Annotated in this window: 19 protein-coding genes; 10 read left to right on the forward strand and 9 right to left on the reverse strand. The window is 71.5% G+C overall.

Annotation, left to right across the window (positions count from 1 at the left end; genetic code table 11):
• The first annotated feature begins 43 nt into the window (after positions 1-43).
• The 3 genes from ACF08B_RS16585 to ACF08B_RS16595 all read left to right on the forward strand — a co-directional run bounded on the left by ACF08B_RS16585 (position 44) and on the right by ACF08B_RS16595 (position 4,500).
• Positions 44-2,062 (forward strand): TerD family protein, encoded by a 2,019-nt coding sequence (locus ACF08B_RS16585; protein WP_392317979.1) that lies wholly within the window; start codon positions 44-46, stop codon positions 2,060-2,062.
• A gap of 234 nt (positions 2,063-2,296) precedes the next feature.
• Positions 2,297-3,265, forward strand: coding sequence for a TerC family protein (locus ACF08B_RS16590; RefSeq protein ID WP_392317980.1), 969 nt, complete (start codon positions 2,297-2,299; stop codon positions 3,263-3,265).
• A gap of 134 nt (positions 3,266-3,399) precedes the next feature.
• A complete protein-coding gene (locus ACF08B_RS16595; RefSeq protein ID WP_392317981.1) occupies positions 3,400-4,500 on the forward strand; it encodes a calcium:proton antiporter in 1,101 nt (366 codons plus the stop codon).
• A 55-nt stretch (positions 4,501-4,555) separates the two neighbouring features.
• On the opposite strand, the gene ACF08B_RS16600 is transcribed toward ACF08B_RS16595, so the two are convergent.
• Positions 4,556-5,827, reverse strand: a complete 1,272-nt coding sequence (locus tag ACF08B_RS16600; protein ID WP_392317982.1) for an MFS transporter — start codon at positions 5,825-5,827, stop codon at positions 4,556-4,558.
• A gap of 210 nt (positions 5,828-6,037) precedes the next feature.
• Between ACF08B_RS16600 and aroQ the strand changes: the two genes are divergently transcribed.
• On the forward strand, positions 6,038-6,511 hold the full coding sequence (gene aroQ, locus ACF08B_RS16605) for a type II 3-dehydroquinate dehydratase (protein ID WP_392317983.1): 474 nt from the start codon (positions 6,038-6,040) through the stop codon (positions 6,509-6,511).
• Between the two features lie 10 nt (positions 6,512-6,521).
• Here aroQ and ACF08B_RS16610 read toward each other — a convergent pair whose 3' ends face one another.
• The 5 genes from ACF08B_RS16610 to ACF08B_RS16630 all read right to left on the reverse strand — a co-directional run bounded on the left by ACF08B_RS16610 (position 6,522) and on the right by ACF08B_RS16630 (position 10,921).
• Positions 6,522-7,274, reverse strand: coding sequence for an amino acid ABC transporter ATP-binding protein (locus ACF08B_RS16610; RefSeq protein ID WP_093478556.1), 753 nt, complete (start codon positions 7,272-7,274; stop codon positions 6,522-6,524).
• On the reverse strand, positions 7,271-8,185 hold the full coding sequence (locus tag ACF08B_RS16615) for an amino acid ABC transporter permease (RefSeq protein ID WP_392317984.1): 915 nt from the start codon (positions 8,183-8,185) through the stop codon (positions 7,271-7,273). The genes ACF08B_RS16610 and ACF08B_RS16615 overlap by 4 nt, the downstream gene beginning before the upstream one ends.
• A complete protein-coding gene (locus ACF08B_RS16620) occupies positions 8,182-9,066 on the reverse strand; it encodes an ABC transporter substrate-binding protein (RefSeq protein WP_392317985.1) in 885 nt (294 codons plus the stop codon). Before ACF08B_RS16620 ends, ACF08B_RS16615 begins: the two co-directional genes overlap by 4 nt.
• A 465-nt stretch (positions 9,067-9,531) precedes the next feature.
• A complete protein-coding gene (locus ACF08B_RS16625) occupies positions 9,532-10,188 on the reverse strand; it encodes an MBL fold metallo-hydrolase (protein ID WP_392317986.1) in 657 nt (218 codons plus the stop codon).
• A gap of 46 nt (positions 10,189-10,234) precedes the next feature.
• On the reverse strand, positions 10,235-10,921 hold the full coding sequence (locus ACF08B_RS16630; protein WP_392317987.1) for a maleylpyruvate isomerase family mycothiol-dependent enzyme: 687 nt from the start codon (positions 10,919-10,921) through the stop codon (positions 10,235-10,237).
• 224 nt (positions 10,922-11,145) lie between these two features.
• Here ACF08B_RS16630 and uvrA point away from each other — a divergent pair, with 224 nt between their 5' ends.
• Positions 11,146-14,172: an excinuclease ABC subunit UvrA gene (gene uvrA, locus ACF08B_RS16635; protein WP_392317988.1), complete on the forward strand. Its 3,027-nt coding sequence runs from the start codon at positions 11,146-11,148 to the stop codon at positions 14,170-14,172.
• 198 nt (positions 14,173-14,370) lie between these two features.
• Here uvrA and ACF08B_RS16640 read toward each other — a convergent pair whose 3' ends face one another.
• A complete protein-coding gene (locus ACF08B_RS16640; protein ID WP_392317989.1) occupies positions 14,371-15,282 on the reverse strand; it encodes a carbohydrate kinase in 912 nt (303 codons plus the stop codon).
• Between the two features lie 47 nt (positions 15,283-15,329).
• Entirely contained in the window at positions 15,330-16,361 is a 1,032-nt protein-coding gene (locus ACF08B_RS16645) for a LacI family DNA-binding transcriptional regulator (protein WP_392317990.1), read from the reverse strand.
• Between the two features lie 307 nt (positions 16,362-16,668).
• Here ACF08B_RS16645 and ACF08B_RS16650 point away from each other — a divergent pair, with 307 nt between their 5' ends.
• Positions 16,669-17,097: a Rieske (2Fe-2S) protein gene (locus ACF08B_RS16650; RefSeq protein WP_392317991.1), complete on the forward strand. Its 429-nt coding sequence runs from the start codon at positions 16,669-16,671 to the stop codon at positions 17,095-17,097.
• Positions 17,098-17,183: 86 nt separating this feature from the next.
• Here ACF08B_RS16650 and ACF08B_RS16655 read toward each other — a convergent pair whose 3' ends face one another.
• Entirely contained in the window at positions 17,184-18,131 is a 948-nt protein-coding gene (locus ACF08B_RS16655; RefSeq protein ID WP_392317992.1) for a hypothetical protein, read from the reverse strand.
• Between the two features lie 472 nt (positions 18,132-18,603).
• Here ACF08B_RS16655 and uvrC point away from each other — a divergent pair, with 472 nt between their 5' ends.
• From uvrC to whiA, 4 genes are read left to right on the forward strand one after another with little or no spacing between them, the layout of a single operon-like run.
• Complete coding sequence (gene uvrC / locus ACF08B_RS16660) at positions 18,604-20,727, forward strand: excinuclease ABC subunit UvrC (protein ID WP_392317993.1); 2,124 nt, start codon at positions 18,604-18,606, stop codon at positions 20,725-20,727.
• On the forward strand, positions 20,724-21,740 hold the full coding sequence (gene rapZ, locus ACF08B_RS16665; protein ID WP_392317994.1) for an RNase adapter RapZ: 1,017 nt from the start codon (positions 20,724-20,726) through the stop codon (positions 21,738-21,740). The genes uvrC and rapZ overlap by 4 nt, the downstream gene beginning before the upstream one ends.
• A complete protein-coding gene (gene yvcK, locus ACF08B_RS16670; protein WP_093478574.1) occupies positions 21,737-22,831 on the forward strand; it encodes a uridine diphosphate-N-acetylglucosamine-binding protein YvcK in 1,095 nt (364 codons plus the stop codon). The genes rapZ and yvcK overlap by 4 nt, the downstream gene beginning before the upstream one ends.
• Positions 22,822-23,811: a DNA-binding protein WhiA gene (gene whiA, locus ACF08B_RS16675; RefSeq protein ID WP_073892612.1), complete on the forward strand. Its 990-nt coding sequence runs from the start codon at positions 22,822-22,824 to the stop codon at positions 23,809-23,811. Before yvcK ends, whiA begins: the two co-directional genes overlap by 10 nt.
• Positions 23,812-23,966: the final 155 nt, after the last annotated feature.

The following is a 23,966-nucleotide window of genomic DNA, read 5'->3' on the forward strand; positions in this document are numbered from 1 at the left end:
CGGGCGGGCGCGCACCACTTCACGACACAGGGGGGCGACGGCGATGACGGCCGAGCTGGTGCGGGGGCAGAACCACCCGCTGTCCCAGGTACGGCTGACGATCCGGATCTCGGCCGGCGTGCCGGTCCTGGTCGGAGCCGCACTCGGCGACGAGAGCGGCACGGTGCGTGGCCCCCAGTGGGTGGCCCATCCCGGCGCTCCCGCGCTCCCCGGTGTCGAGGTGTCCCGGCAGGCCGCCGCCGAACACCGCCTGGCCGTCGACCTGGACGCCCTGCCCGAGGCCGTGCACCGGGTCGACGTGTTCCTCGCCCTGCCGCCCGCGACCGCCGGGCCGCGCCGCTTCGGTGCCGTCCCGTCGCCTTACAGCGCCGTCGAGGATTCCGACGGCACCGAACTGGCCTCGTACACCCTCACCGGTCTGGACACCGAGACCGCCGTGCTCGCCCTCAGCCTGTACCGCAGACAGGGTGCATGGAAGGTGCGCGCCATGGGCCAGGGCTACGCGGGCGGCCTCCACGCGCTCCTCGACGACCAGGGGCTGCCCCAGGCCGGCGATCTCGCGGCCGCCATCCAGGAGGCGACGGCCCAGAGCCTGGCCCGTGCGATACCGGCACCGTCCGCCAGGCCCGTGCCGACGTCCGCCCCCCAGGACACCTCCGCGGCGACGCCGTCCACCTCCGCGACGGGCGAGTCGACCTCGCCGTACGACCCGCAGCACCTCTCCCGTGGCGGCGGCAACCCCTACGACGGGCCGGCGGACGCCGCACCGCAGCCGCACGCCGCCGACGCGAATCCGTACGACGCCGAGACCCTCGGCGCCGCCCCGCAGGCGCGGGCCGCCGGCGGCCCGGTCGACTACACGCATCCGCGCCGCCACAGCACTCCGCCCCCGCCCCCGCCCTCCGCGACCCCGGCCGGTGACGGACAGCATGCCCCACCCGTGGCAGGCGACGCCGTGGGCTGGTCCATGGACGAACGGCTCTACAACCAGGTCTGGGGCATGTTCGAGGACCTGGCCCGCACCACCGCCGCGTACCGCAGTGCCGTCGACTTCGCCGACACCCGTCTGGAGAAGGAGATCGACCAGGCCCTCGCCGACCCCCGTGACCGGCTCGGCAGCTCGGGAGACGCCGCCCGCGAGGCGGCGCAGGCGCGCCGGACCCAGCTGGTCGACCAGGCCCGCGCGGTCCTCGATCGTGATCTCGCCCAGCTCACGGCCGAGGGAGAGGTGGTCGAGCCCGCGCTGCCGCCCGCGTACGCCGGGTGGGACAGTCCTGCCTGGCACGGCTACCGCGTGCCCAGTGAGCCGCCGCTGGCGCTACGACTGGGGGAGCTCCACCTGCCCGAGAGCGTGCCCTTGCGCATCCCCATGCTGGTCAGGCTGCCGCTGGAGCGGGGCCTGTGGATCGACAGCGGACCGACGGCGGCGCTCGACGACTCCTTCCGGGACTCCGCCGAGCTGCGGCACCTGGCCATGGAGGTCGCCGTCGCGCTCGCCGCCCGGCTGCTCGCGGTGCATCCGGCCGGGGAGTTCGCCGTGCAGGTCATCGACCCGGCCGGTGCCGGGGTCCGGGCGCTGCTGCCGCTGACGGGGGCCGGGGTGCTCGCCGCTCCGCCGGCGACGGGCGCGGCGGGTGTGACGGAGATTCTGGAGAGGCTCACCCGGCGGGTGGACCTGGTGCAGATGGCACTGCGCGGCGGAGCGGCCGCAGCGCTGCCGGCCGATGTCGACATGGCGCAGCAACTGCTCATCGTGAACGACTTCCCGCACGGTTTCGACGACCGCGCGGTGACCCGGCTGCGCTACCTCGCGGACGAGGGCCCGGCGGTCGGCGTCCACCTGGTGATGGTCGCCGACCGTGAGGATGCGGCCGCGTACGGCCCCCTGCTCGACCCGCTGTGGCGTTCGCTGATGCGACTCACTCCGGTGCCCGACGACCACCTCGCCGACCCCTGGGTCGGCCATGCCTGGACCTACGAGCCCTCGCTCGTGCCGGGTGGCAGCCAGATCGTCCAGCAGGTGCTCGCCGAGGTGGCGAGAGAACGGACCAAGCACAGGTAAAGCGCCTATGAACTGCACACTTGGCCTTTCCTTTACTCTGCTCTTTACCTTCCCTTGGTGATTGGGGTACTCTCTTCCGTACGGAGGGGAGTACTCCCTGACTGCGGCGCACCCGTCAGTACGGACCGGTTCCAGGTCCCGGGTCGTCGGCCCCGCGCGGGTGGAAGAGACCTCCGGCAGCGACAACGCTGATGTTTGCCGTCACGCAATGCCGGAGGTGCAGTGGAAGTCACCATGGGCCTGTGGGTCCTCACCATCGTGGGCCTCGCCGCCCTGATCGCCGTCGACTTCTTCATCGGTCGCAAGCCGCATGAGGTGTCGATCAAGGAAGCCGGAATCTGGACCGTCGTCTGGATCGCCCTGGCCGGACTCTTCGGTCTCGGTCTCCTCGTCTTCGGCGGCGGGCAGCCGGCCGGAGAGTTCTTCGCGGGCTTCATCACCGAGAAGTCCCTGAGCGTGGACAACCTCTTCGTCTTCGTCCTGATCATGGCGAAGTTCGCGGTGCCCGCTCAGTACCAGCAGCGTGTGCTGCTCGTCGGCGTGCTCATAGCCCTGGTCCTGCGGGCCGTGTTCATCGCCGCCGGAGCCGCCATCCTCGCCAGCTTCTCGTGGGTGTTCTTCCTCTTCGGCGCCTTCCTGATCTGGACGGCGTGGAAGCTCGTCCAGGAGGCGCGCGCCGACGAGGAGGACGAGGAGTACGAGGAGAACAAGCTGCTCAAGGCCGCGGAGCGCCGGTTCGGCGTCGCCGACAGGTACCACGGCACCAAGCTGTGGATCCAGGAGAACGGCAAGCGGGTCATGACCCCGATGCTGGTCGTGATGCTCGCGATCGGCACCACGGACGTCCTGTTCGCGCTGGACTCCATCCCCGCGATCTTCGGCCTGACGCAGGACCCGTACATCGTCTTCACCGCGAACGCCTTCGCGCTGATGGGTCTGCGGCAGCTGTACTTCCTCATCGGCGGCCTGCTGAAGAAGCTGGTCCACCTCTCCTACGGCCTGTCGATCATCCTCGGCTTCATCGGCGTCAAGCTGGTGCTGCACGCCCTGCACGAGTCCGGCGTCCACGTCCCCGAGATCAGTATTCCGGTCTCGCTCGGCGTGATCTGTGCCGTCCTGGTCGTCACCACCATCACCAGCCTGATGGCGACGAAGAAGCAGGCCGCCGCCGAGGACCGCCAGAAGGACAGCATCGGCGCCTGACCCCGCCGACCGCTCGGGAGGAGCGAGACGACGTGGGGCCCGGTCCGCCAGGACCGGGCCGCCCACCGGAAAGGACAAGAGGTATCCGGAAAGAACGGAATGCGAACCCTGTACGTCTCTGCGAACATCGCGGCATGATCACTGGGCTGAGGTCGCTCACCGGGCAATGGACGGTCCTCGTGCCGGTGCTCGCCATCATCCTGCTGGTCTTCACCTGGGGCCGTGATCTGCCCGGCGCGGTCGTCGCCCTGGTGACTCTGGTGCTCGCCGGCTCCGTCCTCGCGGCCGTGCACCACGCCGAGGTCATCGCCCACCGGGTCGGCGAGCCCTTCGGCTCCCTGGTCCTGGCCGTCGCCGTCACGATCATCGAGGTGGCCCTGATCGTCACCCTCATGGTGGACGGCGGCGACAAGAGTGCCACCCTCGCCAGGGACACGGTCTTCGCCGCCGTGATGATCACCTGCAACGGCATCGTCGGCCTCTGCCTGCTCGTCGCCTCCCTGCGGCACGGCACCGCCGTCTTCAACCCCGAGGGCACCGGCGCCGCCCTGGCGACCGTGGCGACGCTGTCCACGCTCAGCCTGGTCCTGCCGACCTTCACCACCAGCAAGCCCGGACCCGAGTTCTCCACCGTCCAGCTGACCTTCGCCGCGCTGTCCTCGCTGATCCTGTACGGCTTGTTCGTGACCACCCAGACCGTGCGCCACCGGGACTACTTCCTGCCGCTCACCCGGCAGGGCGAGGTCATCACCGCCGACGACCACGCCGAGCCCCCGTCCGCGCGCACCGCCTGGATCAGCCTCGGCCTGCTCGGCCTCGCCCTGATCGGTGTGGTCGGCCTGGCAAAGGGCGTGTCGCCGACCATCGAGGCGGGCGTGAAGGCCGCCGGCCTGAACCAGGCCGTCGTCGGTGTGGTCATCGCCCTGCTCGTCCTGCTGCCCGAGACGATCGCCGCGCTGCGCTCCGCCCGTCGCGACCGGGTGCAGACCAGTCTCAACCTCGCGCTCGGCTCGGCCATGGCCAGCATCGGCCTGACCATCCCGGCCGTGGCCCTGGCCTCCGTCTGGCTGTCCGGGCCGCTCGTCCTGGGCCTCGGCCCGGTACACATGCTGCTGCTCGCGCTGACCATCGTGGTCAGCTCCCTGACGGTCGTGCCGGGACGCGCGACACCCCTGCAGGGCGGGGTCCATCTGGTGCTGTTCGCGGCCTACCTGGAGCTGGCGGTCAACCCTTGAGAACGGGACGTGAACAGGGAGTCCGAAGACGGACCCTGCCGCGCCCCCGCACCCGTCATCCGGTCACCGGCTCCACCGCCGGTACCGGGACCGGCCGGGTCTCCGGCAGCAGCGCGAAGCACCCGAGGCTGAGCAGCGAGATGCCCGTCAGGTAGAGGCCCACGCCCCAGGGGACACGCCCGCCGTGGGCCGCGAGGGCCGTGGCCACGATCGGGGTGAGCGCGCCGCCGAGGACCCCGCCGAGGTTGTAGCCCACGGCAGCACCCGTGCAGCGCACCCGCGCGTCGTACAGTTCCGGCAGGTAGGCGGCGATCACCGCGAACATGGTGACGAAGGCCAGCAGCGCGCCCAGGATGCCGAGGAACATCAGCAGCGGCTCGCCCGTGGCCAGCAGCGCGACCATCGGCAGCATCCACAGCGCGCAGGCGGCGCACCCCGCCAGGCACATCGGCCGGCGCCCGAAACGGTCGCCGAGCAGCGCCATGAGGGGCGTGAGCGCTCCCTTGACGACCACCGCGGCCATGACACAGGTGAGCATGACCGTGCGGCTCACGCCGAGCCGTTCCGTGGCGTAGGACAGCGACCAGGTCGTCACCGCGTAGAACACCGCGTACCCGGCGGCCAGCGCCCCCGCGGTCAGCAGCACCAGCCGCCCGTGGTGCCGCACGACCTCGGCGAGGGGCACGCGCGCGAGATCGTCGAGTTCCAGGAACCTGGGGCTCTCCGTGAGCGACGACCGCAGCCACAGACCGGCCAGCGCCAGCGCTCCGGCCGCCCAGAACGGCACCCGCCACCCCCAGTTCGCGAACTGCGCCTCGGACAGCGCCGCCGACAGCGCCAGCATCACCCCGTTGGCGAGCACGAAGCCGACCGCGGGCCCCACCTGGGGGAAGCTCGACCACAGCCCACGCCGCCCGGGAGGCGCGTGTTCGGCGGTCAGCAGCACGGCCCCGCCCCACTCCCCGCCGAGCCCCAGCCCCTGCAGGAAGCGCAGGACCAGCAGCAGCACGGGCGCGGCGACACCGATCGACCCGTACGACGGCACGCAGCCGACGGCGACCGTCGAGGCGCCGGTGAGCAGCAGCGAAAGGACGAGCACCGGCCGCCGTCCGCGCCGGTCGCCCAGGTGCCCGAACAGCACCGAGCCCAGCGGCCGGGCGACAAAGCCCACACCGAACGTGCCGAAGGCCGCCAGGGTCCCCGCGACCGGTGAGAAGGTCGGGAAGAACAGCGGCCCGAGGACCAGGGCGGCGGCGGTGCCGTAGACGAAGAAGTCGTAGAACTCGATCGCGGTCCCGGCGAGGGACGCGGCGGCGAGCCGCGACATGGAGGGTGTGGCTACGGTGCGTACATCGTGCATGCCGCGTCAACCACCAGCGGTGATCATGGGTTACGGGGGCGTGTGGTGGCGGCCGAACGCCCTTGGAGCGTGCGCCGAGGCGACGGCGCACACGGCCGGCCGCCCGCTCCGGCCGGCGTGATACACCGGGTGCGAGCGGCGGTCGTCGACGCACCGCCCCGACGGACCGGAGGAACCGTGCCCCGCACCCTGGCCAACGCCCCGATCATGATCCTCAACGGGCCCAACCTGAACCTGCTCGGCCAGCGCCAGCCCGAGATCTACGGCAAGGACACACTGGCCGACGTCGAGGCGATGTGCGCCGAGGCGGCGGCCGCGCACGGTGGCACGGTGGACTTCCGGCAGTCCAACCACGAGGGTGAGCTGGTCGACTGGATCCACGAGGCACGGCTGAACCACTGCGGGATCGTCATCAACCCGGCCGCGTACTCCCACACGTCGGTCGCGATTCTGGACGCGCTCAACACCTGCGACGGCCTGCCCGTGCTGGAGGTGCACATCTCCAACGTCCACCAGCGCGAGGCGTTCCGGCACCACTCGTACGTCTCCCTGCGCGCCGACGGTGTGATCGCGGGCTGCGGAGTGCAGGGCTATGTGTTCGGCGTGGAGCGGGTCGCCGCTCTGGTGGGAGCGGCACAGGCCGACGCGTAGCCGGCGGCGGCTACAGGCGGCCGGCGTCCACGATCCGCCGCAGGAAGCGCCGGGTGCGCTCCTGCCGCGGATCGCCGAAGACCTGCTCGGCGGTTCCGCGCTCCAGCACGACCCCTCCGTCCAGAAAGCAGACCTGGTCGGCGACGTCACGGGCGAACCCCATCTCGTGCGTCGCCAGCACCATGGTCATGCCGTCGTCCTTCAGACCGCGGACCATCTCCAGCACCTCGCCCACGAGTTCGGGGTCGAGTGCCGCCGTGATCTCGTCCAGCAGCAACAGCCGGGGCCGTACGGCGAGGGCCCGGACGATCGCCACACGCTGCTGCTGGCCGCCGCTGAGCCGGTCCGGATAGGCGTCCGCCCGGCCCGCGAGGCCGAGGCGTTCCAGCAGCTCACGGGCCCGTTCCTCGGCCTCGCCGCGGGAGACGCCGTGCACCCGGCGCGGCGCGAGGGTGATGTTGTCCAGCACGGTCATGTGCGGGAACAGGTTGTACGACTGGAAGACCACGCCGATCCGGCGCCGTACCGCGTCCTGGTCGACGCGCGGGTCGGTGATCTCCTCGCCGTCCAGCCAGATCGCGCCGTCGTCGATCTCCTCAAGTAGGTTCGCGCAGCGCAGCAGCGTGGATTTGCCGGAGCCCGAGGCACCGATCAGCGCGGTGACCGTGTGTGGAGCGACCTCCAGATCGACGTCCCGCAGCACGACGGCGTCGCCGAAGGTCTTGCGGACGGACTCCAGACGCAGGACGGGTGCCTCGCTCACAGTGCTCCTCCCTGGGCGCGCCGCCGGTCCATCCGCGCCGTCACCCAGTCCGTGAAGCGGGTCATCGGGATGGTCAGCGCGACGAACACCAGCCCGGCGACGATGTACGGCGTGTAGTTCAGGCTGCGACCCACGATGATGTCGGCCGCCCGTACGGCGTCCACGGCGCCGCCAATCGACACCAGACCCGTGTCCTTCTGCAGCGACACCAGATCGTTGAGCAGGGGCGGCACCTGCCGGCGCACCGCCTGGGGCAGCACGACGTGGCGCAGGGCCTGCCGGTTGGTCAGGCCCAGTGAGCGCGCCGCCGCCCGCTGGGAGGGGTGGACGGACTCGATGCCGGCCCGGAACACCTCCGCCACGTAGGCCGAGTACGTCAGCGTCAGCGCCGTACCGCCCAGCAGTACCGGGTCGACCGTCACACCCTGCAGCCGGAGTGCGGGCACGCCCAGGACGACGATCATCAGATTGATGATCAGGGGGAGGCCGCGAAAGAAGTCGGTGTACGCCGCCGCCAGCACCCGCAGCGGGAAGAAGACCGGGCCGCGCAGCGTCCGCGCGACGGCGATCAGCATGCCGAGGACCAGGACGGCGGCACCGCAGACCAGCAGCAGGCGGATGTTCAGCCACAGCCCGTCGAGGACCTTCGGGAACGCCTCGCGCGCGTACCGCGCGCTGAAGAAGGTCTCCCGGGTGCGTGGCCAGCCCGGCGCGTTGACGACGACCAGGTAGAGCACGGCGGCCGTGACGAGCGTCGAGATCGCGGCGAGGGCCGTGGCGCGACGGGCACGCGCGCGTTTGTGGCGCTCGCGCTCCAGACGCCGTTCGGAGGGTGTGTAGGCGCCTGCGGCGGTCAGGTCACCCTCGTCGTCGGCTCCTTCCCGGGCGGACTCGCCCTTGGTGACCGTCACTTGAGGACCGGGGCGTCGACGGCGTCGGAGAGCCACTGCTTCTCGAGGTCCGTCAGGGTGCCGTCCTTGCGCAGGGCGTCCACCGCGCCGGTGACGCACGCGGTGAGCGCGCTGCCCTTGTCAAGCACGAGCCCGAACTGCTCGGGGGTGCCGCCCCGGTTCTCGAACTGGCCGACGATCTTCGCGTTCGTCACCTCGGCGCCGGTGATGTAGAACGCGGTCGGCAGGTCGACGACGACGGCGTCCACCTGACCGTTCTTCAGCGCGGACTTGGCCTGGTCGTTCTTCGCGTAGACGGCGGCCTCCTGCTTCGGCTTCACCACGTCGGTGATGTAGTCGAGGCTCGTGGTGCCCACCTGGGCGCCGAGCTTGAGGTCCCTCAGGTCCGCGACACTCTTCGCTCCGGACGCCTTTCCGCCCTTGAGCGCGACGACGGCCTGGCGCACGTCGTAGTAGCCGGAGGAGAAGTCCACGGCCTTCTTGCGTTCGGCGCTGATCGACACCTGGTTGATGTCGAAGTCGAAGGTCTTCACACCGGGAGCGAACGCCTTGTTGAACGGGACGCTCTGCCAGACGACCCTGTCCTCGGAGTACCCCAGCCGCTTCGCCACGGCGTAGGCGACCGCCGACTCGAACCCCTTGCCGCTGGCGGGCTTGTCGTCCTTGAACCACGGCTCGTAGGCCGGCTCGTCCGTCGCGATCGTCAGCTTCCCGGACGTGCTGGTGGTCAACTTGCCCCGCACGCAGCTCTTCGCGGCCGGTCCGGAGGGGGCGGTCGAGGCCTTCTCCTCGGGCTGCGGAGCACAGCCGACGGCGGTGGCGAGCAGGGCGACGGTGGCGGCGGCCACCGCACGGCGCAGAGTGCGAGGGGCGGAGTGCATGGCGGGAGAGTGGCAGCGAACTCTGCGTTTGTCGAGGTCATGGCCGTCAAAGTCCGCATGCTGGGAACGGGTGTTGCGGCCGTGTGAACGCCGTCCGTGGCCTGCGCTCGCGACGGGTGCCCCTGCCTGGGCCGCCGGCCGAGGGCGGGGTTGGAGGCCGGCGGCCCATACCGCTCAGGAGCCGTCATCCTGCGCGGGGCTGCCACCAGTTGACCGCGCGGCAGCGGTGCGCGGGAGCGCGCACGGGTGTCCGGCGCGTGCGAAGCGTTCACACGGGGCGCGCGCAGCGAGGCGCGCGCCGGGCGATTGCGCGAGCCGCGCACTTCGTGAGCGGGGCGCGCGCCGAGGGGACAGCGCGCGGATGACCGCTCAGGTAGGCGGCTCACGTACACGTAGGCCCGGCGAGCTCACGTGCACGCGACCGCGCGTCGACCGGGCCGCCCGAGTCGGCGGACCCCTGGTCGCCTACCACCCGCGCGCGTGCCACTCCGGGAGGTGCGGCCGTTCGGCGCCCAGCGTGGTGTCGTTGCCGTGACCGGGGTAGACCCAGGTCTCGTCCGGGAGCGCGCCGAAGAGCTTCGTCTCCACGTCGTGGATCAGGCTGGCGAACGCCTTGGGGTCCTTGCGCGTGTTGCCGACGCCCCCCGGGAAGAGGCAGTCGCCGGTGAAGACGTGCGGATGACCGTGCGGGTCGTCGTAGACCAGCGCGATCGAACCCGGCGTGTGCCCCACGAGGTGGCGCGCGGTGAGTTCCACGCGCCCCACCCGGATGACGTCGCCGTCGTCGACGAGGACGTCGGTCGGCACGGGGATGCCCGGGGCGTCCTCACGGCCGGCATGAGTACGTGCACCCGTGCCGGCGACGACCGCGGCCAGCGCCTGCCAGTGGTCGCCGTGCTGGTGGGTGGTGACGACGGACGCGATGCCGTCGTCACCGATCATGCCGAGGAGCGTCTCGGCCTCGTTGGCGGCGTCGATCAACAGTTGCTCGTCGGTGGCCCGGCAGCGCAGCAGATAGGCGTTGTTGTCCATCGGGCCGACCGCGATCTTGGTGATCATCAGGTCTTTCAGCTCGTGCACGTCCGCCGGTCCGCCGACCTTGACCTCTCCGGTGTACGTCATGGTGATCAGCCTATAGCGGGCCGGGCGCCGGCGGACGGCCGTCGCACTACAGCGGGGGGAGCTTCGGGAGCGTCCCGCCCCGCACCTCCAGCGCCGCGCCGTCGCGGCGGCCTGCGAGCCAGCCCACCAGCTCAGCCGGCCGGCCGGCGACCTCCACCTCGGGCTCGTCCGCCGCCCGCCCGGTGCTCCACGCGCGCGTGCCGTCCGTGACACGGGTCGCCGGGACGTCGGCGTGGCCGGCGAAGCGCTGCGTGAGGAAGCCGGTCTCCCGCTCGGCGAACTCGGCCGGGAGATCCTCCAGCTCGTAGCCGATGCCGAGATCCACGTGGTGCAGTTCCACCTCGACCCAGCGCCGGAACGGCACCCGGGCCGCGGTGTCGGTGACGCCGTTGCGCAGCTCGACCGTGCGGGCCCAGTCCGCGGGGACGTCCGCGACCGCCTGGAGGCGGGCCGCGCTCTCGCGCAGGTCGGCGAGCTGCTCGTCCAGCGGGCGCCGGGCGTCGCGCTCGATGTCGGCGTCCCGGGCCTCGGCGCTCGCGTACATGGGCCGGCCCTCCAGAACGTTCACGATCGCGTCGGCGTTCCGGGAGAGGTGGGCGAGGACGTGCCCCCGGCTCCAGCCGGGCAGCCGTGACGAGTCTGCGAGCGAGGCGTTGTCCAGTTTGGCGACAGCGGTGAGGAGCCGCTCGGTCGCGTCACGTACACATGCCAGGTCATGAGCGTGATCAATCATGGTGCTGACCCTAGTCGTGCCACACCTTCGGGTGAAGGTGGTGAACCTCGCCCGCAAATCGAAAGCACGTGCTATATCGTCGAGGGTGGCGTCGGGCATGCTGGAAGGTCGGGGGTTGTTATGCGACCGGGCAATCCGACCGGCGTTGTCAGTGGCTCCCCCTAGTCTGAAGAAGCACGGGGGCCCCGCCCCTGTCACTTCTCTCAAGAAAGGTGCGGACCGGCGTGGCCGACCGTCTCATCGTCCGTGGCGCGCGCGAGCACAACCTGAAGAATGTCTCGCTCGACCTGCCTCGTGACTCGCTCATCGTCTTCACGGGTCTGTCCGGGTCGGGCAAGTCCTCCCTGGCCTTCGACACGATCTTCGCCGAGGGTCAGCGTCGCTACGTGGAGTCGCTCTCCTCGTACGCCCGGCAGTTCCTCGGCCAGATGGACAAGCCGGACGTCGACTTCATCGAGGGTCTGTCCCCGGCGGTCTCCATCGACCAGAAGTCGACCTCGCGCAACCCGCGCTCGACGGTCGGCACCATCACCGAGGTCTACGACTACCTGCGTCTGCTGTTCGCGCGCATCGGCAAGCCGCACTGCCCCGAGTGCGGCCGCCCGATCTCCCGCCAGTCACCGCAGGCCATCGTCGACAGGGTCCTGGAGCTGCCGGAGGGAAGCCGCTTCCAGGTGCTGTCGCCGCTCGTGCGCGAGCGCAAGGGCGAGTTCGTCGACCTCTTCGCCGACCTGCAGACCAAGGGCTACTCCCGCGCCCGTGTGGACGGCCAGACCATTCAGCTGTCCGAGCCGCCGACGCTGAAGAAGCAGGAGAAGCACACCATCGAGGTGGTCGTCGACCGCCTCACCGTGAAGGACTCCGCCAAGCGCCGCCTCACCGACTCCGTCGAGACCGCCCTCGGCCTGTCCGGCGGCATGGTCGTGCTCGACTTCGTCGACCTCCCGGAGGACAACCCCGAGCGCGAGCGGATGTTCTCGGAGCACCTGTACTGCCCGTACGACGACCTGTCCTTCGAGGAGCTGGAGCCCCGCTCCTTCTCCTTCAACTCGCCCTTCGGCGCCTGCCCCGAATGCACCGGCATCGGCACGCGCATGGAGGTCGACCCCGAGCTGATCGTCCCGGACGAGGACAAGTCCCTGGACGAGGGTGCCATCCACCCCTGGTCGCACGGGCACACCAAGGACTACTTCGGCCGCCTGATCGGCGCCCTCGCCGACGCGCTGGGCTTCCGGACGGACATCCCCTTCGCGGGGCTGCCGCAGCGCGCGAAGAAGGCGCTGCTCCACGGTCACAAGACGCAGATCGAGGTGCGCTACCGCAACCGGTACGGCCGCGAGCGTGTGTACACCACGCCCTTCGAGGGCGCCGTGCCCTTCGTCAAGCGCCGGCACAGCGAGGCGGAGAGCGACGCCAGCCGCGAGCGCTTCGAGGGCTACATGCGCGAGGTGCCCTGCCCCTCCTGCCAGGGCACGCGCCTGAAGCCGATCGTCCTCGCGGTCACGATCATGGAGAAGTCGATCGCCGAGGTCGCCGCCATGTCGATCAGTGACTGCGCGGACTTCCTGGGCCGGCTCAAGCTGAACGCCCGCGACAAGAAGATCGCCGAGCGGGTGCTCAAGGAGGTCAACGAGCGGCTGCGCTTCCTGGTCGACGTCGGCCTGGACTACCTCTCGCTGAACCGCGCGGCCGGCACGCTCTCCGGCGGCGAGGCCCAGCGCATCCGCCTGGCCACGCAGATCGGCTCCGGCCTCGTCGGCGTCCTGTACGTCCTGGACGAGCCGTCCATCGGCCTGCACCAGCGGGACAACCACCGGCTGATCGAGACCCTGGTCCGACTGCGGGACATGGGCAACACGCTCATCGTCGTGGAGCACGACGAGGACACCATCAAGGTCGCCGACTGGGTCGTGGACATCGGCCCCGGCGCCGGTGAGCACGGCGGCAAGGTCGTGCACAGCGGCTCCCTGAAGGAGCTGCTCGCCAACACCGAGTCGCAGACCGGTGCGTACCTCTCGGGCCGCAAGGCGATCCCGCTCCCGGACGTGCGCCGTCCCCTCGACCCGTCCCGGCAGCTCACGGTCCACGGCGCCCGTGAGAACAACCTGCGGGACATCGACGTGTCCTTCCCGTTGGGCGTGTTCACGGCCGTCACGGGTGTCTCCGGGTCCGGCAAGTCGACGCTCGTCAACGACATCCTCTACACGCACCTGGCCCGCGAGCTGAACGGCGCCCGGAACGTCCCCGGACGGCACACGCGCGTGGACGGCGACGACCTCGTCGACAAGGTCGTCCACGTCGACCAGTCGCCGATCGGCCGCACCCCGCGGTCCAACCCGGCGACCTACACCGGCGTCTTCGACCACGTCCGCAAGCTGTTCGCCGAGACGACCGAGGCGAAGGTCCGCGGCTACCTGCCCGGCCGCTTCTCCTTCAACGTCAAGGGCGGCCGCTGCGAGAACTGCGCGGGCGACGGCACGATCAAGATCGAGATGAACTTCCTCCCGGACGTCTACGTCCCGTGCGAGGTCTGCCACGGCGCCCGATACAACCGGGAGACCCTGGAGGTCCACTACAAGGGCAAGTCCATCGCCGACGTGCTGAACATGCCGATCGAGGAGGCCACCGACTTCTTCGAGGCCGTCCCGGCCATCTCCCGGCACCTGCGCACGCTCAAGGACGTCGGTCTCGGCTACGTCCGCCTCGGCCAGTCCGCCACCACGCTCTCCGGCGGCGAGGCGCAGCGTGTGAAGCTCGCCAGCGAACTGCAGAAGCGATCCACGGGACGCACGGTCTACGTCCTCGACGAGCCGACCACCGGTCTGCACTTCGAGGACATCAGCAAGCTGCTGAAGGTCCTCGGCGGTCTGGTGGACAAGGGCAACACGGTCATCGTCATCGAGCACAACCTCGACGTGATCAAGACCGCCGACTGGGTCGTGGACATGGGCCCCGAAGGCGGCGCCGGCGGCGGCCTCGTGATCGCCGAGGGGACGCCCGAGGAGGTCGCCGGGGTTCCGGCCAGCCACACCGGGAAGTTCCTCCGCGAGATCCTGGGCGCCGAGCGCATCAGCGACGCGGAGCCGGTGAAGGCGTCGCGCCGCACGACGGCCAGGAAGACGGCGGCCGCCACCACGGCGGCGAAGAAGACGGTGACCGCCAAGGCCAACAACACCACGACGGCCAAGGCCGCCACGGCCGCGAAGAAGGCGACGCCCGCGAAGAAGACGACGCGCGCCCGCAAGGCCTGAAGCGCCGGGTCCCGTCCGGACCGTGACCACGGCGGCGGACCGGCCTGACACAACATCAAAAAACTGGCGCCCCACGGGAACTCCCCGTGGGGCGCCGCTCGTTCCACCATCAGCCGCTCCGGACCCGAGGTGCACCACCAGGTCCCCACACCGCGGATCCGGCCGAACCTTGACAAGACCACAGGGAAGACAGAGGGCTCACCACTCGCCCAGTTCGGCCGCGTACGGCGGCTCGGCCCCCGCCCGCGAGCACGTGATCGCCGCCGCGCGTGCCGCGAGGCGCAACAGCCTCGTCCAGCCCTGTGCCCCCAGGGTGGCGAGCGCTTCCCGGGACAGCGCGTCCTGGGCGGACAGCCCGTGCAGCAGGGCAGCGTTCACGGTGTCGCCGGCACCGATGGTGTCCACCACATCGACCTTCTCGCCCGGCACGGAGTGCTCCCCGCCGTCCCGGGTGAACACGGTCAGGCCGTCCCCGCCCCGGGTGACCACCACGGCCGACGGCCCCGCGGCCAGCCACTCCCTCGGAGTGCCGCCCAGCCAGGCGGCGTCCTCCGCGGAGAGCTTCAGCAGCGTCACCGAGGGCAGCCAGCTCTTGAAACGGGCCCGGTAGGCGTCCGCGTCCGGGATCAGTCCCGCCCGGACATTGGGGTCCAGGGCCGTGAACAGCCCCTGCCCGGCCGCTGCCCGCATCAGCTCCTCATAGGCGCTCGCCCCGGGTTCCAGGACGAGCGAGCAGGTACCGAAGGACACCGCACGCGTGCCGGCGGGCAGGGCGGCCGGGACGGTGAACAGGCGGTCGGCGGTGCCGTCCACGTAGAAGGAGTAGGCCGCCGAGCCTCCGCCGTCGAGTGTGGCCACCGCGAGGGTCGTCGGCTCCGGCCCGCGCTCCACTCCCGACACGTCGACCCCGGCCCGCCGCAGCCCGTGCAGCAGGGCCTCGCCGAAGGCGTCGGAGGACGTCCGGGAGTAGAAGGCGGTACAAGAGCCGAGCCGGCCGAGCGCCACGGCGGTGTTGTACGGGCCGCCGCCCAGCGCCGGCTTCAGGTCCGCGAGGGCACCGGGGCCCTGCGGTACCAGGTCGATCAGTGCCTCACCGGCGACGACGATCACGAGTCGGTTCCCTTCTCGGACGGCTTGGGGGAGGGAGTGCGCCCGGACTACTCGGTCCGCCCGGGCTTCTCGGGGCACCCGCACGAGGTGCGGTGCATGAACGCGCACGGCAGCCGCACCGTCCGGGACGGCCGGTCCGGCTCGGCGAGACGGTCCAGCAGCATGCGGACGGCCTGGGCGCCGAGTTCCCTGCTGGGCTGGGCGACCGCGGTGAGCCGTGGCGAGAACAGGTCGGCCCACGCGAAGTTGTCGAAGCAGCACAGGGCGATGTCCTCCGGCACGGACAGGCCATGTCGGCGCAGGGCCCGCAGGGCGCCGATGGTCATCGCGTTGTTGGCGGTGACGAGTGCCGTGGGCGCGTCCGGCAGGGCGAGCAGCGCGTCCGTGGCCTGCTCGGCACCGGCGGACTCGGAATTGCCGGTGACGAGGAGACGCTCGTCGTGCCCGAGGCCGGCGGCGCTGAGTCCGTCCTGGTAGCCGGCGATGCGCTCACCGGTCGTGCTGAGTCCGGGCAGGCCGGCGACCAGACCGATCCGGCGATGCCCCAGGCCGGCGAGATGGGTCACGAGCCGGGCCGTCGGCTCGGCGCTCTCGGCACAGACCTGATCGAAGAACGGAACCGGCACCCGCGGGTCGATCAGCCGGTCCAGGAACACCGTCGGCACGGTGTGGCGGCCCAGGTAGCCGACGAGATCGTGCGGCTCCGCGGAAGGGGCGACGATCACGCCGTCCACCCGGCGCTCGTGGAGGAGCTGGACGACCTTGCGTTCGTGCCGGGGATCGTCGTGCGGGTCGGCGATGAGGAGGCTGTAGCCCGCTTCCAGGGCGGCCGCCTCGACCCCCTGGAGGATCTCGGTGAAGTACGGATTGCTGATCGCCGACACCGCGAGGCCGATGGAGCGGGTCCTGGAGGTCACCAGCGAGCGGGCCAGGGTGTTGGGCGTGTAGCCGAGGGCGTCGACGGCGTCCAGCACGGCCTGGCGGGTGTGCGGCAGCACCGGGCGGGTGCCGTTGAGGACATGGGAGACGGTGGCCACGGAGACTCCGGCACTGCGGGCCACGTCCGCCATGGTGGACATCGGATCTCCTCCCGGGAACGGCGCGACCGCCTGTCGGCACGCCTGGCGACGTACCTCGACCTCACGGCCTCACGGCCGGGAAACGTACCCCAGCGGGCGGTCTCGCGTAAACGCTTACGCAAACGTTTACGTCTACCGATCATCCCCGACCGACGCCACACCGTCTCCCGGCCGCGCCTTCGGACCGGCCTCTCCGCCCTCCGAGCGGCCTCTCCGCCCTCGGCGCCTGCCCTCGGCCCCGCCCTCCGAGCGGCCTTTCTGCCCGGGTATCGTCGCCCTGCCCACCCCTTGACCCGTGGAGTTCCAGATGCCCGCCCGATCGTCCGCGAGCCGCCGTACCGTTCTCCGAGGAGCCGCCGCGGCCCCGGTCGCCGGGATCGCCCTGGCTGCCTGTTCCGCTCCGGGCGGCGGGGACACGGCCTCCTCCGCGCCCACCGCACCGGTCGACCTCGGGGCGGAGAGCGAGATCTCGAAGGGCGGCGCCAAGCTCTACCGGGATCACAACGTGGTGGTCAGCCGCGGAGCGGACGGGACGCTGAAGGGGTTCAGCACGGTGTGCACGCACGCCGGGTGCCCGATCAACAAGCTGCAGGGCACCACTCTGATCTGCCCCTGCCACGGCAGCCAGTTCGACGCGGCGACGGGCAAGGTGGTCCAGGCGCCGGCCACCGAGCCCCTGACCGAGCTGTCGGTGAAGAACGCGAACGGCCGGATCGTGGCGGGCCCCGCCGACTGACCCGGAAGGCCCCGGAGTCACCGACGCTCCTCGCGCCACGTCCCTCCGTCCCGGCAGCCGGGTTCCTCAGAGGGCAGGCGGCCCGTTCACTCCCACTCCCAGGCGATCCCCAGGATGCCCGGCCGTATACGCGGCTCGACGACGTGCACACAGTGGTGCGGCTCGGTGAGGGAGAGTTCCTGCCGACCGTTGCGGGGAGCCGCGGCCGAGTGCTGGGTGAAGCGGTGGCAGCGCCCCGGCAGTGCGGCCGTCTCGAAGTGCACCTGGAGGGAGTACTGCCCGCCGGGGAGGTCGAAGCGGTTCAGGTACTCGCCGGAGACGCCGGCCGTGCCGTCCTCGACGCCGTACCGGAAGAGGAACGTGTCGCCGGAGCGGAGCCGGGTGCCGAAGAGCAGCTCGGCCACCAGGACGCCGGTGTCCTGGTCCCAGTGGACACGGCCCGTGCGGCAGTTCTCCAGCGCCCGCACCCGCATGTCGCGCGGGCTGCTGCCGGCGTCGCCGTGGTGCACGGCGAGGAACCGGTCGACGCCGTCGCGGTGGGCCCGCACGATGTGGTGGGCCTCGCGTCCGGCCAGCTCGCGCCGGGCGCCGATCCGGACGTGTTCATGGTGGCCGAGCGTGTGCAGCCCGCCGTCCAGGGACCCGCCCAGCTCGGCCCGGAGCCGGTCCTGGACGTCCGAGGCCTCGATCAGGGAGCGGTAGGAGCGGCCCGCCGGGCGGCCGGCCGTCGCGCGGTCGTCGGACTCGGCGAGCAGCCGGATCAGTGACTCGTCCGGCAGGCGCAGGATCTCCTCCAGTGCCCGCACGGCCCGGAGCGACTCGGGGCGCTGCGGGCGGCGCGCCCCCTGCTGCCAGTAACTGAGACTGGTCACACCGACCTTCACCCCGTACCGCGACAGGTGATGCTGGACGCGCTGGAGCGGCAGCCCGCGTGCGGCGATCGCGGCGCGCAGCGCCACGTGGAAGGGGCCGCCCCGCAAAGCTGTGTCCAGTTCCGCGGTGGGGAAGTCCGCGTGCTCTGTGGCATGCCGCATGCCGAGGGGCCTCTCTGTGAAGTGTCACTACGGCTGGTCAGACCGTCTGCGCGGGTGTGGGCGCGGCCACACCCGTGAGCGCCATGGGCGCCCGTGGCCGTGCGTGTCGCGCCCCCGTCCGCGTGCACGCACCGCCCCGATTCCCGTGCATTGAAGCGTGTTGACCAGACACCGACAACACCTGGAACCCGCCCGTCGCACAGTCCTGGCCGGACAGCGGCCCCCGCGGCGGGCGCCGGAGAGCCCGTGCGGGTTCGCCCGGACCGGGCCGAACGGCGCCGCGCCGAGAGCCGGAGGGAGAGCCGGACGGCCCCGGCATGGCCGAAACACGCCGGTCGGAGGGCCGGCGCGCCCCTGGAGGGCTGCCCGGGAAAGACCGGGAAGCCCGCACCTCCCGGACGGTGCACCGTGCCGGGCGGCCGTTGTCCACAGGCCCGACGCGGTGTCGGTGCGCGCCAGTAGGGTGTGAGACATGGCCGACCCCTCCAGCTACCGCCCCAGGCCGGGAGACATCCCGGACACTCCCGGGGTGTACAGGTTCCGCGACGAGCACCGCCGGGTGATCTACGTCGGAAAGGCGAAGAGCCTGCGCCAGCGGCTGGCGAACTACTTCCAGGACCTGGCGAACTTGCACCCGCGCACCCGGACGATGGTGACGACCGCCGCGTCCGTGGAGTGGACCGTGGTGTCCACGGAGGTGGAGGCCCTGCAGCTGGAGTACTCCTGGATCAAGGAGTACGACCCCCGGTTCAACGTCAAGTACCGCGACGACAAGAGCTACCCGTACCTCGCGGTGACGATGAACGAGGAGTTCCCGCGGGTGCAGGTGATGCGCGGTCACAAGAAGAAGGGCGTCCGGTACTTCGGCCCGTACGCCCACGCGTGGGCCATCCGGGACACCGTCGACCTGATGCTGCGGGTCTTCCCGGTGCGCACCTGCTCCGCCGGCGTCTTCAAGAACGCCTCCCGCACCGGCCGGCCCTGCCTGCTCGGCTACATCGGCAAGTGCTCCGCGCCCTGCGTCGGCCGGATCAGCCCCGAGGACCACGGGGAGCTGGCCGAGGAGTTCTGCGACTTCATGGCCGGCCGCACCGGTACCTACCTCCGCCGTCTGGAGAGGCAGATGATGGAGGCGGCCGAGGAGATGGAGTACGAGCGGGCCGCCCGCCTGCGCGACGACGTCGGGGCCCTGAAGAAGGCCATGGAGAAGAACGCGGTCGTGCTCGCCGACGCGACCGACGCCGACCTCATCGCCGTCGCCGAGGACGAGCTGGAGGCCGCCGTCCAGATCTTCCACGTGCGCGGCGGGCGGGTGCGCGGTCAGCGGGGCTGGGTGACCGACAAGGTCGAGGAGGTCACCACCGGCGCCCTGGTGGAGCACGCCCTGCAGCAGCTCTACGGCGAGGAGACCGGGGACGCCGTGCCCAAGGAGGTCCTGGTCCCGGCGCTGCCCGAGCCGGTCGAACCGGTCCAGGAGTGGCTGACCACCCGCCGCGGGTCGAACGTCTCGCTGCGCATCCCGCAGCGCGGCGACAAGAAGGCGCTCATGGAGACCGTCCAGCGCAACGCCCAGCAGTCCCTCGCCCTGCACAAGACCAAGCGCGCCTCCGACCTGACCACCCGCTCGCGCGCGCTGGAGGAGATCGCCGAGGCCCTCGACCTGGACAGCGCCCCGCTGCGGATCGAGTGCTACGACATCTCCCACCTCCAGGGCGACGACGTGGTCGCCTCCATGGTCGTCTTCGAGGACGGTCTGCAGCGCAAGAGCGAGTACCGCCGCTTCCAGATCAAGGGCTTCGCCGGGCAGGACGACGTCCGCTCCATGCACGAGGTGATCACCCGCCGCTTCCGGCGCTACCTCGCGGAGAAGGAGAAGACGGGGGAGTGGACCGAGGGGAGCGGGGCCGACGGAGCGCTCGCCGACGGTGACACGGCTCTCACCGGCCCGGACGCGGTCACCCGCGGCCTGGAGGAGGACGTGGTCGACGGCTCCCTCAAGGACGACGACGGCCGCCCCAAGAAGTTCGCCTACCCGCCGCAGCTCGTCGTGGTCGACGGCGGCCGGCCGCAGGTCGCGGCGGCCCGGCGGGCGCTGGACGAGCTCGGCATCGACGACATCGCCGTCTGCGGCCTCGCCAAGCGTCTGGAGGAGGTCTGGGTGCCCAACGAGGAGGACCCGGTGGTGCTGCCCCGCACCAGCGAGGGCCTCTATCTGCTCCAGCGCGTCCGTGACGAGGCCCACCGGTTCGCGATCACCTACCAGCGCACCAAACGCGCGAAGCGTTTCCGCTCCAGCCCGCTCGACGACGTGCCCGGCCTCGGCGAGACCCGCAAACAGGCGCTCATCAAGCATTTCGGCTCGGTGAAGAAGCTGCGGTCCGCCACAATCGAGCAGATCCAGGAAGTGCCCGGGATAGGCCGGAAGACGGCCGAGACCATCGCCGTGGCCCTCCTCCGGGCGGCCCCGGCCGCACCCGCCGTGAACACGGCGACTGGAGAGATCATTGAGGACGAGGAACCCGACACGACGGGGGGTTCCTCGGGGGAGCCCGTGACCGCGGGCGCCCCGGACGAACGACGGGGGCAGGAGACATGACCGAGCACGAGACACAGCCCACGGCGCCGCGGGATCGGGCGCACGGCGGAACGGGCGACGACGTCGTCCGGGACACGGCCGGGCAGGACACGGTTCAGGACAACGGAGCACAGGTGAGTAGGGGCAGCGAGACAGCCGGGGCCCCCGAGGCGGCCATCCCCGAGCTGGTGATCATCTCCGGCATGTCCGGAGCGGGCCGGTCGACGGCCGCCAAGTGTCTGGAGGACCTCGGCTGGTTCGTCGTGGACAACCTCCCTCCCGCGCTCATCCCCACCATGGTGGAGCTGGGCGCCCGCTCCCAGGGCAACGTGGCGCGGATCGCGGTCGTCGTGGACGTCCGCGGCCGCCGCTTCTTCGACAACCTGCGCGAGTCGCTGGCGGACCTGGAGGCGAAGAACGTCACCCGGCGGATCGTCTTCCTGGAGTCCTCCGACGAGGCCCTGGTCCGCCGCTTCGAGTCGGTGCGCCGCCCCCACCCGCTGCAGGGCGACGGCCGGATCGTCGACGGCATCGCCGCCGAGCGCGAACTGCTGCGCGAGCTGCGCGGCGACGCGGACCTGGTGATCGACACCTCCAGCCTCAACGTGCACGAGCTGCGCGCCAAGATGGACGCCCAGTTCGCCGGCGAGGAAGAGCCCGAGCTGCGGGCCACCGTCATGTCCTTCGGCTTCAAGTACGGCCTGCCGGTCGACGCCGACCTGGTGGCGGACATGCGGTTCCTGCCCAACCCGCACTGGGTCCCGGAGCTGCGCCCGTACACCGGCCTCAACGAGGAGGTCGCCGCCTACGTCTTCAACCAGCCCGGCGCCAAGGAGTTCCTCGACCGGTACGCCGAGCTGCTGCGGCTCATCGCCGCCGGGTACCGGCGCGAGGGCAAGCGCTATGTGACCATCGCCATCGGCTGTACCGGCGGCAAGCACCGCTCGGTCGCGGTGTCGGAGAAGCTCGCCGCGCGCCTCGCGGCCGAGGGCGTGGAGACGGTGGTCGTACACCGGGACATGGGACGGGAATGACGGAACGTACACGGCGGCTGAGCAGGCTCCGCCGGATGGTGCCGGAGGGCCGCTCGAGCCGCGCCACGGCCGAGTCGCGGACGGCGCGGCCCGTCGAGGCCCGCGGCGGCCGGCCCCGCCGGCGCGGCACCCAGCCCAAGGTCGTCGCGCTCGGCGGCGGCATGGGCCTGTCCGCCTCGCTCGCCGCGCTGCGCCGGATCACCGGTGACCTCACCGCCGTCGTCACCGTGGCCGACGACGGCGGCTCCAGCGGCCGGCTCCGCGACGAGCTGGGCGTGCTGCCGCCCGGCGACCTGCGCAAGGCGCTCGCCGCGCTGTGCGGCGACGACGACTGGGGCCAGACCTGGGCCCGGGTCATCCAGCACCGCTTCCAGTCCCAGGGCGACCTGCACGACCACGCGGTCGGCAACCTGCTGATCGTCGCCCTGTGGGAGCAGCTGGGCGACCACGTCCAGGCCCTGGACCTGGTGGGCAAGCTGCTCGGCGCGCACGGGCGTGTGCTGCCCATGTCCGCCGTACCGCTGGAGTTGCAGGCCCTGGTCAAGGGGCACGACCCGGAGCGGCCGGAGGACGTGGACACCGTGCGCGGTCAGGCGACCGTCGCGCTCACGCCCGGTGAGGTGCAGTCGGTGCATCTGCTGCCGCACGACCCGCCGGCCGTGCCGGAGGCCCTGGCCGCGGTCCTGGACGCCGACTGGGTGGTGCTGGGACCCGGCTCCTGGTTCTCGTCGGTGATCCCGCATCTGCTCGTCCCCGAGCTGCTGGACGCGCTCACCGAGACCAAGGCGCGCAAGGTCCTCTCGCTGAACCTCGCCCCGCAGCCGGGAGAAACCGAGGGCTTCTCTCCGCAGCGTCATTTGGAGGTTTTGGGGCGACACGCCCCTAAACTCGCCCTGGACGTGGTGCTGGCCGACGAGGCCGCCGTGCCCGACCGCGACTCGCTCACCGAGGCCGCCAAGCGGCTGGGAGCCGCGGTCGAGCTGGCGCCTGTCGCCCGGACCGACGGAAGCCCCCGGCACGACCCGGAGCTGTTGGCCGCCGCGTACGACCGTATTTTTCGGATGCATGGAAGGATCGGCCCATGGCGATGACGGCAGCGGTGAAGGATGAGATCTCCCGGCTCCCCGTCACCCGCACCTGCTGCAGGAAAGCGGAGGTCTCCGCCATCCTGCGGTTCGCCGGCGGCCTTCACCTGGTGAGCGGGCGCATCGTGATCGAGGCGGAGCTGGACACCGCGATGGCGGCCCGGCGTCTCAAGCGGGACATCCTGGAGATCTTCGGCCACAGTTCCGAGCTGATCGTGATGGCTCCCGGCGGGCTGCGGCGCGGCTCGCGGTACGTCGTGCGGGTCGTCGCCGGCGGTGACCAGCTGGCCCGTCAGACGGGCCTGGTGGACGGCCGGGGCCGACCGATCCGGGGTCTGCCCCCGCAGGTCGTGTCCGGGGCCACCTGCGACGCCGAGGCGGCCTGGCGGGGGGCCTTCCTGGCGCATGGCTCGCTGACCGAGCCGGGCCGGTCCTCCTCCCTGGAGGTGACCTGCCCCGGGCCGGAGGCCGCGCTCGCGCTGGTCGGTGCCGCCCGCCGGCTCTCCATCGCCGCCAAGGCCCGCGAGGTGCGGACCGTGGACCGGGTGGTCGTCCGGGACGGTGACGCGATCGGCGCGCTGCTGACGCGGCTCGGCGCGCACGAGTCGGTGCTGGCCTGGGAGGAGCGGCGGATGCGCCGCGAGGTGCGGGCCACCGCGAACCGCCTCGCCAACTTCGACGACGCCAACCTGCGCCGCTCGGCCCGCGCGGCCGTGGCCGCCGGTGCCCGGGTGCAGCGCGCCCTGGAGATCCTCGCCGACGAGGTCCCCGAGCACCTCGCCGCCGCTGGGCGCCTGCGCATGGAGCACAAGCAGGCCTCCCTGGAGGAGCTGGGCGCGCTCGCCGACCCGCCGCTGACCAAGGACGCGGTCGCGGGCCGTATCCGCCGGCTGCTGGCGATGGCCGACAAGCGCGCGTCCGACCTGGGCATCCCGGGCACGGAGGCCAACCTCTCGGAGGAGCTCGCGGACAACCTCGCGGGCTGACCACCTCACGACAACACGCCGGTGCCGACGGCCACTTGGATCCGTCGGCACCGGCGCCTCCGGGCCGGGCCGACCGCCGTTTGCGTGTCCATGAGGCGCTCTTGACTCGATCATCGAGTGACATGAGCCTGGCAACCTGTTCGCCGCCGTGGCGG

Source organism: Streptomyces sp. NPDC015139, from assembly GCF_043079785.1.
GTDB lineage: Bacteria > Actinomycetota > Actinomycetes > Streptomycetales > Streptomycetaceae > Streptomyces > Streptomyces albidocamelliae.

Bases quoted from the DNA above. Each gene is read 5' to 3' on its own strand.
- whiA (WP_073892612.1), top strand. From the start codon at position 22,822: ATGGCGATGACGGCAGCGGTGAAGGATGAGATCTCCCGGCTCCCCGTC.
- uvrC (WP_392317993.1), top strand. From the start codon at position 18,604: ATGGCCGACCCCTCCAGCTACCGCCCCAGGCCGGGAGACATCCCGGAC.
- ACF08B_RS16655 (WP_392317992.1), bottom strand. From the start codon at position 18,131: ATGCGGCATGCCACAGAGCACGCGGACTTCCCCACCGCGGAACTGGAC.
- ACF08B_RS16650 (WP_392317991.1), top strand. From the start codon at position 16,669: ATGCCCGCCCGATCGTCCGCGAGCCGCCGTACCGTTCTCCGAGGAGCC.
- rapZ (WP_392317994.1), top strand. From the start codon at position 20,724: ATGACCGAGCACGAGACACAGCCCACGGCGCCGCGGGATCGGGCGCAC.
- ACF08B_RS16625 (WP_392317986.1), bottom strand. From the start codon at position 10,188: ATGACGTACACCGGAGAGGTCAAGGTCGGCGGACCGGCGGACGTGCAC.
- ACF08B_RS16590 (WP_392317980.1), top strand. From the start codon at position 2,297: ATGGGCCTGTGGGTCCTCACCATCGTGGGCCTCGCCGCCCTGATCGCC.
- ACF08B_RS16620 (WP_392317985.1), bottom strand. From the start codon at position 9,066: ATGCACTCCGCCCCTCGCACTCTGCGCCGTGCGGTGGCCGCCGCCACC.
- ACF08B_RS16645 (WP_392317990.1), bottom strand. From the start codon at position 16,361: ATGTCCACCATGGCGGACGTGGCCCGCAGTGCCGGAGTCTCCGTGGCC.
- ACF08B_RS16595 (WP_392317981.1), top strand. From the start codon at position 3,400: ATGATCACTGGGCTGAGGTCGCTCACCGGGCAATGGACGGTCCTCGTG.
- ACF08B_RS16585 (WP_392317979.1), top strand. From the start codon at position 44: ATGACGGCCGAGCTGGTGCGGGGGCAGAACCACCCGCTGTCCCAGGTA.
- yvcK (WP_093478574.1), top strand. From the start codon at position 21,737: ATGACGGAACGTACACGGCGGCTGAGCAGGCTCCGCCGGATGGTGCCG.
- ACF08B_RS16600 (WP_392317982.1), bottom strand. From the start codon at position 5,827: ATGTCGCGGCTCGCCGCCGCGTCCCTCGCCGGGACCGCGATCGAGTTC.
- ACF08B_RS16630 (WP_392317987.1), bottom strand. From the start codon at position 10,921: ATGATTGATCACGCTCATGACCTGGCATGTGTACGTGACGCGACCGAG.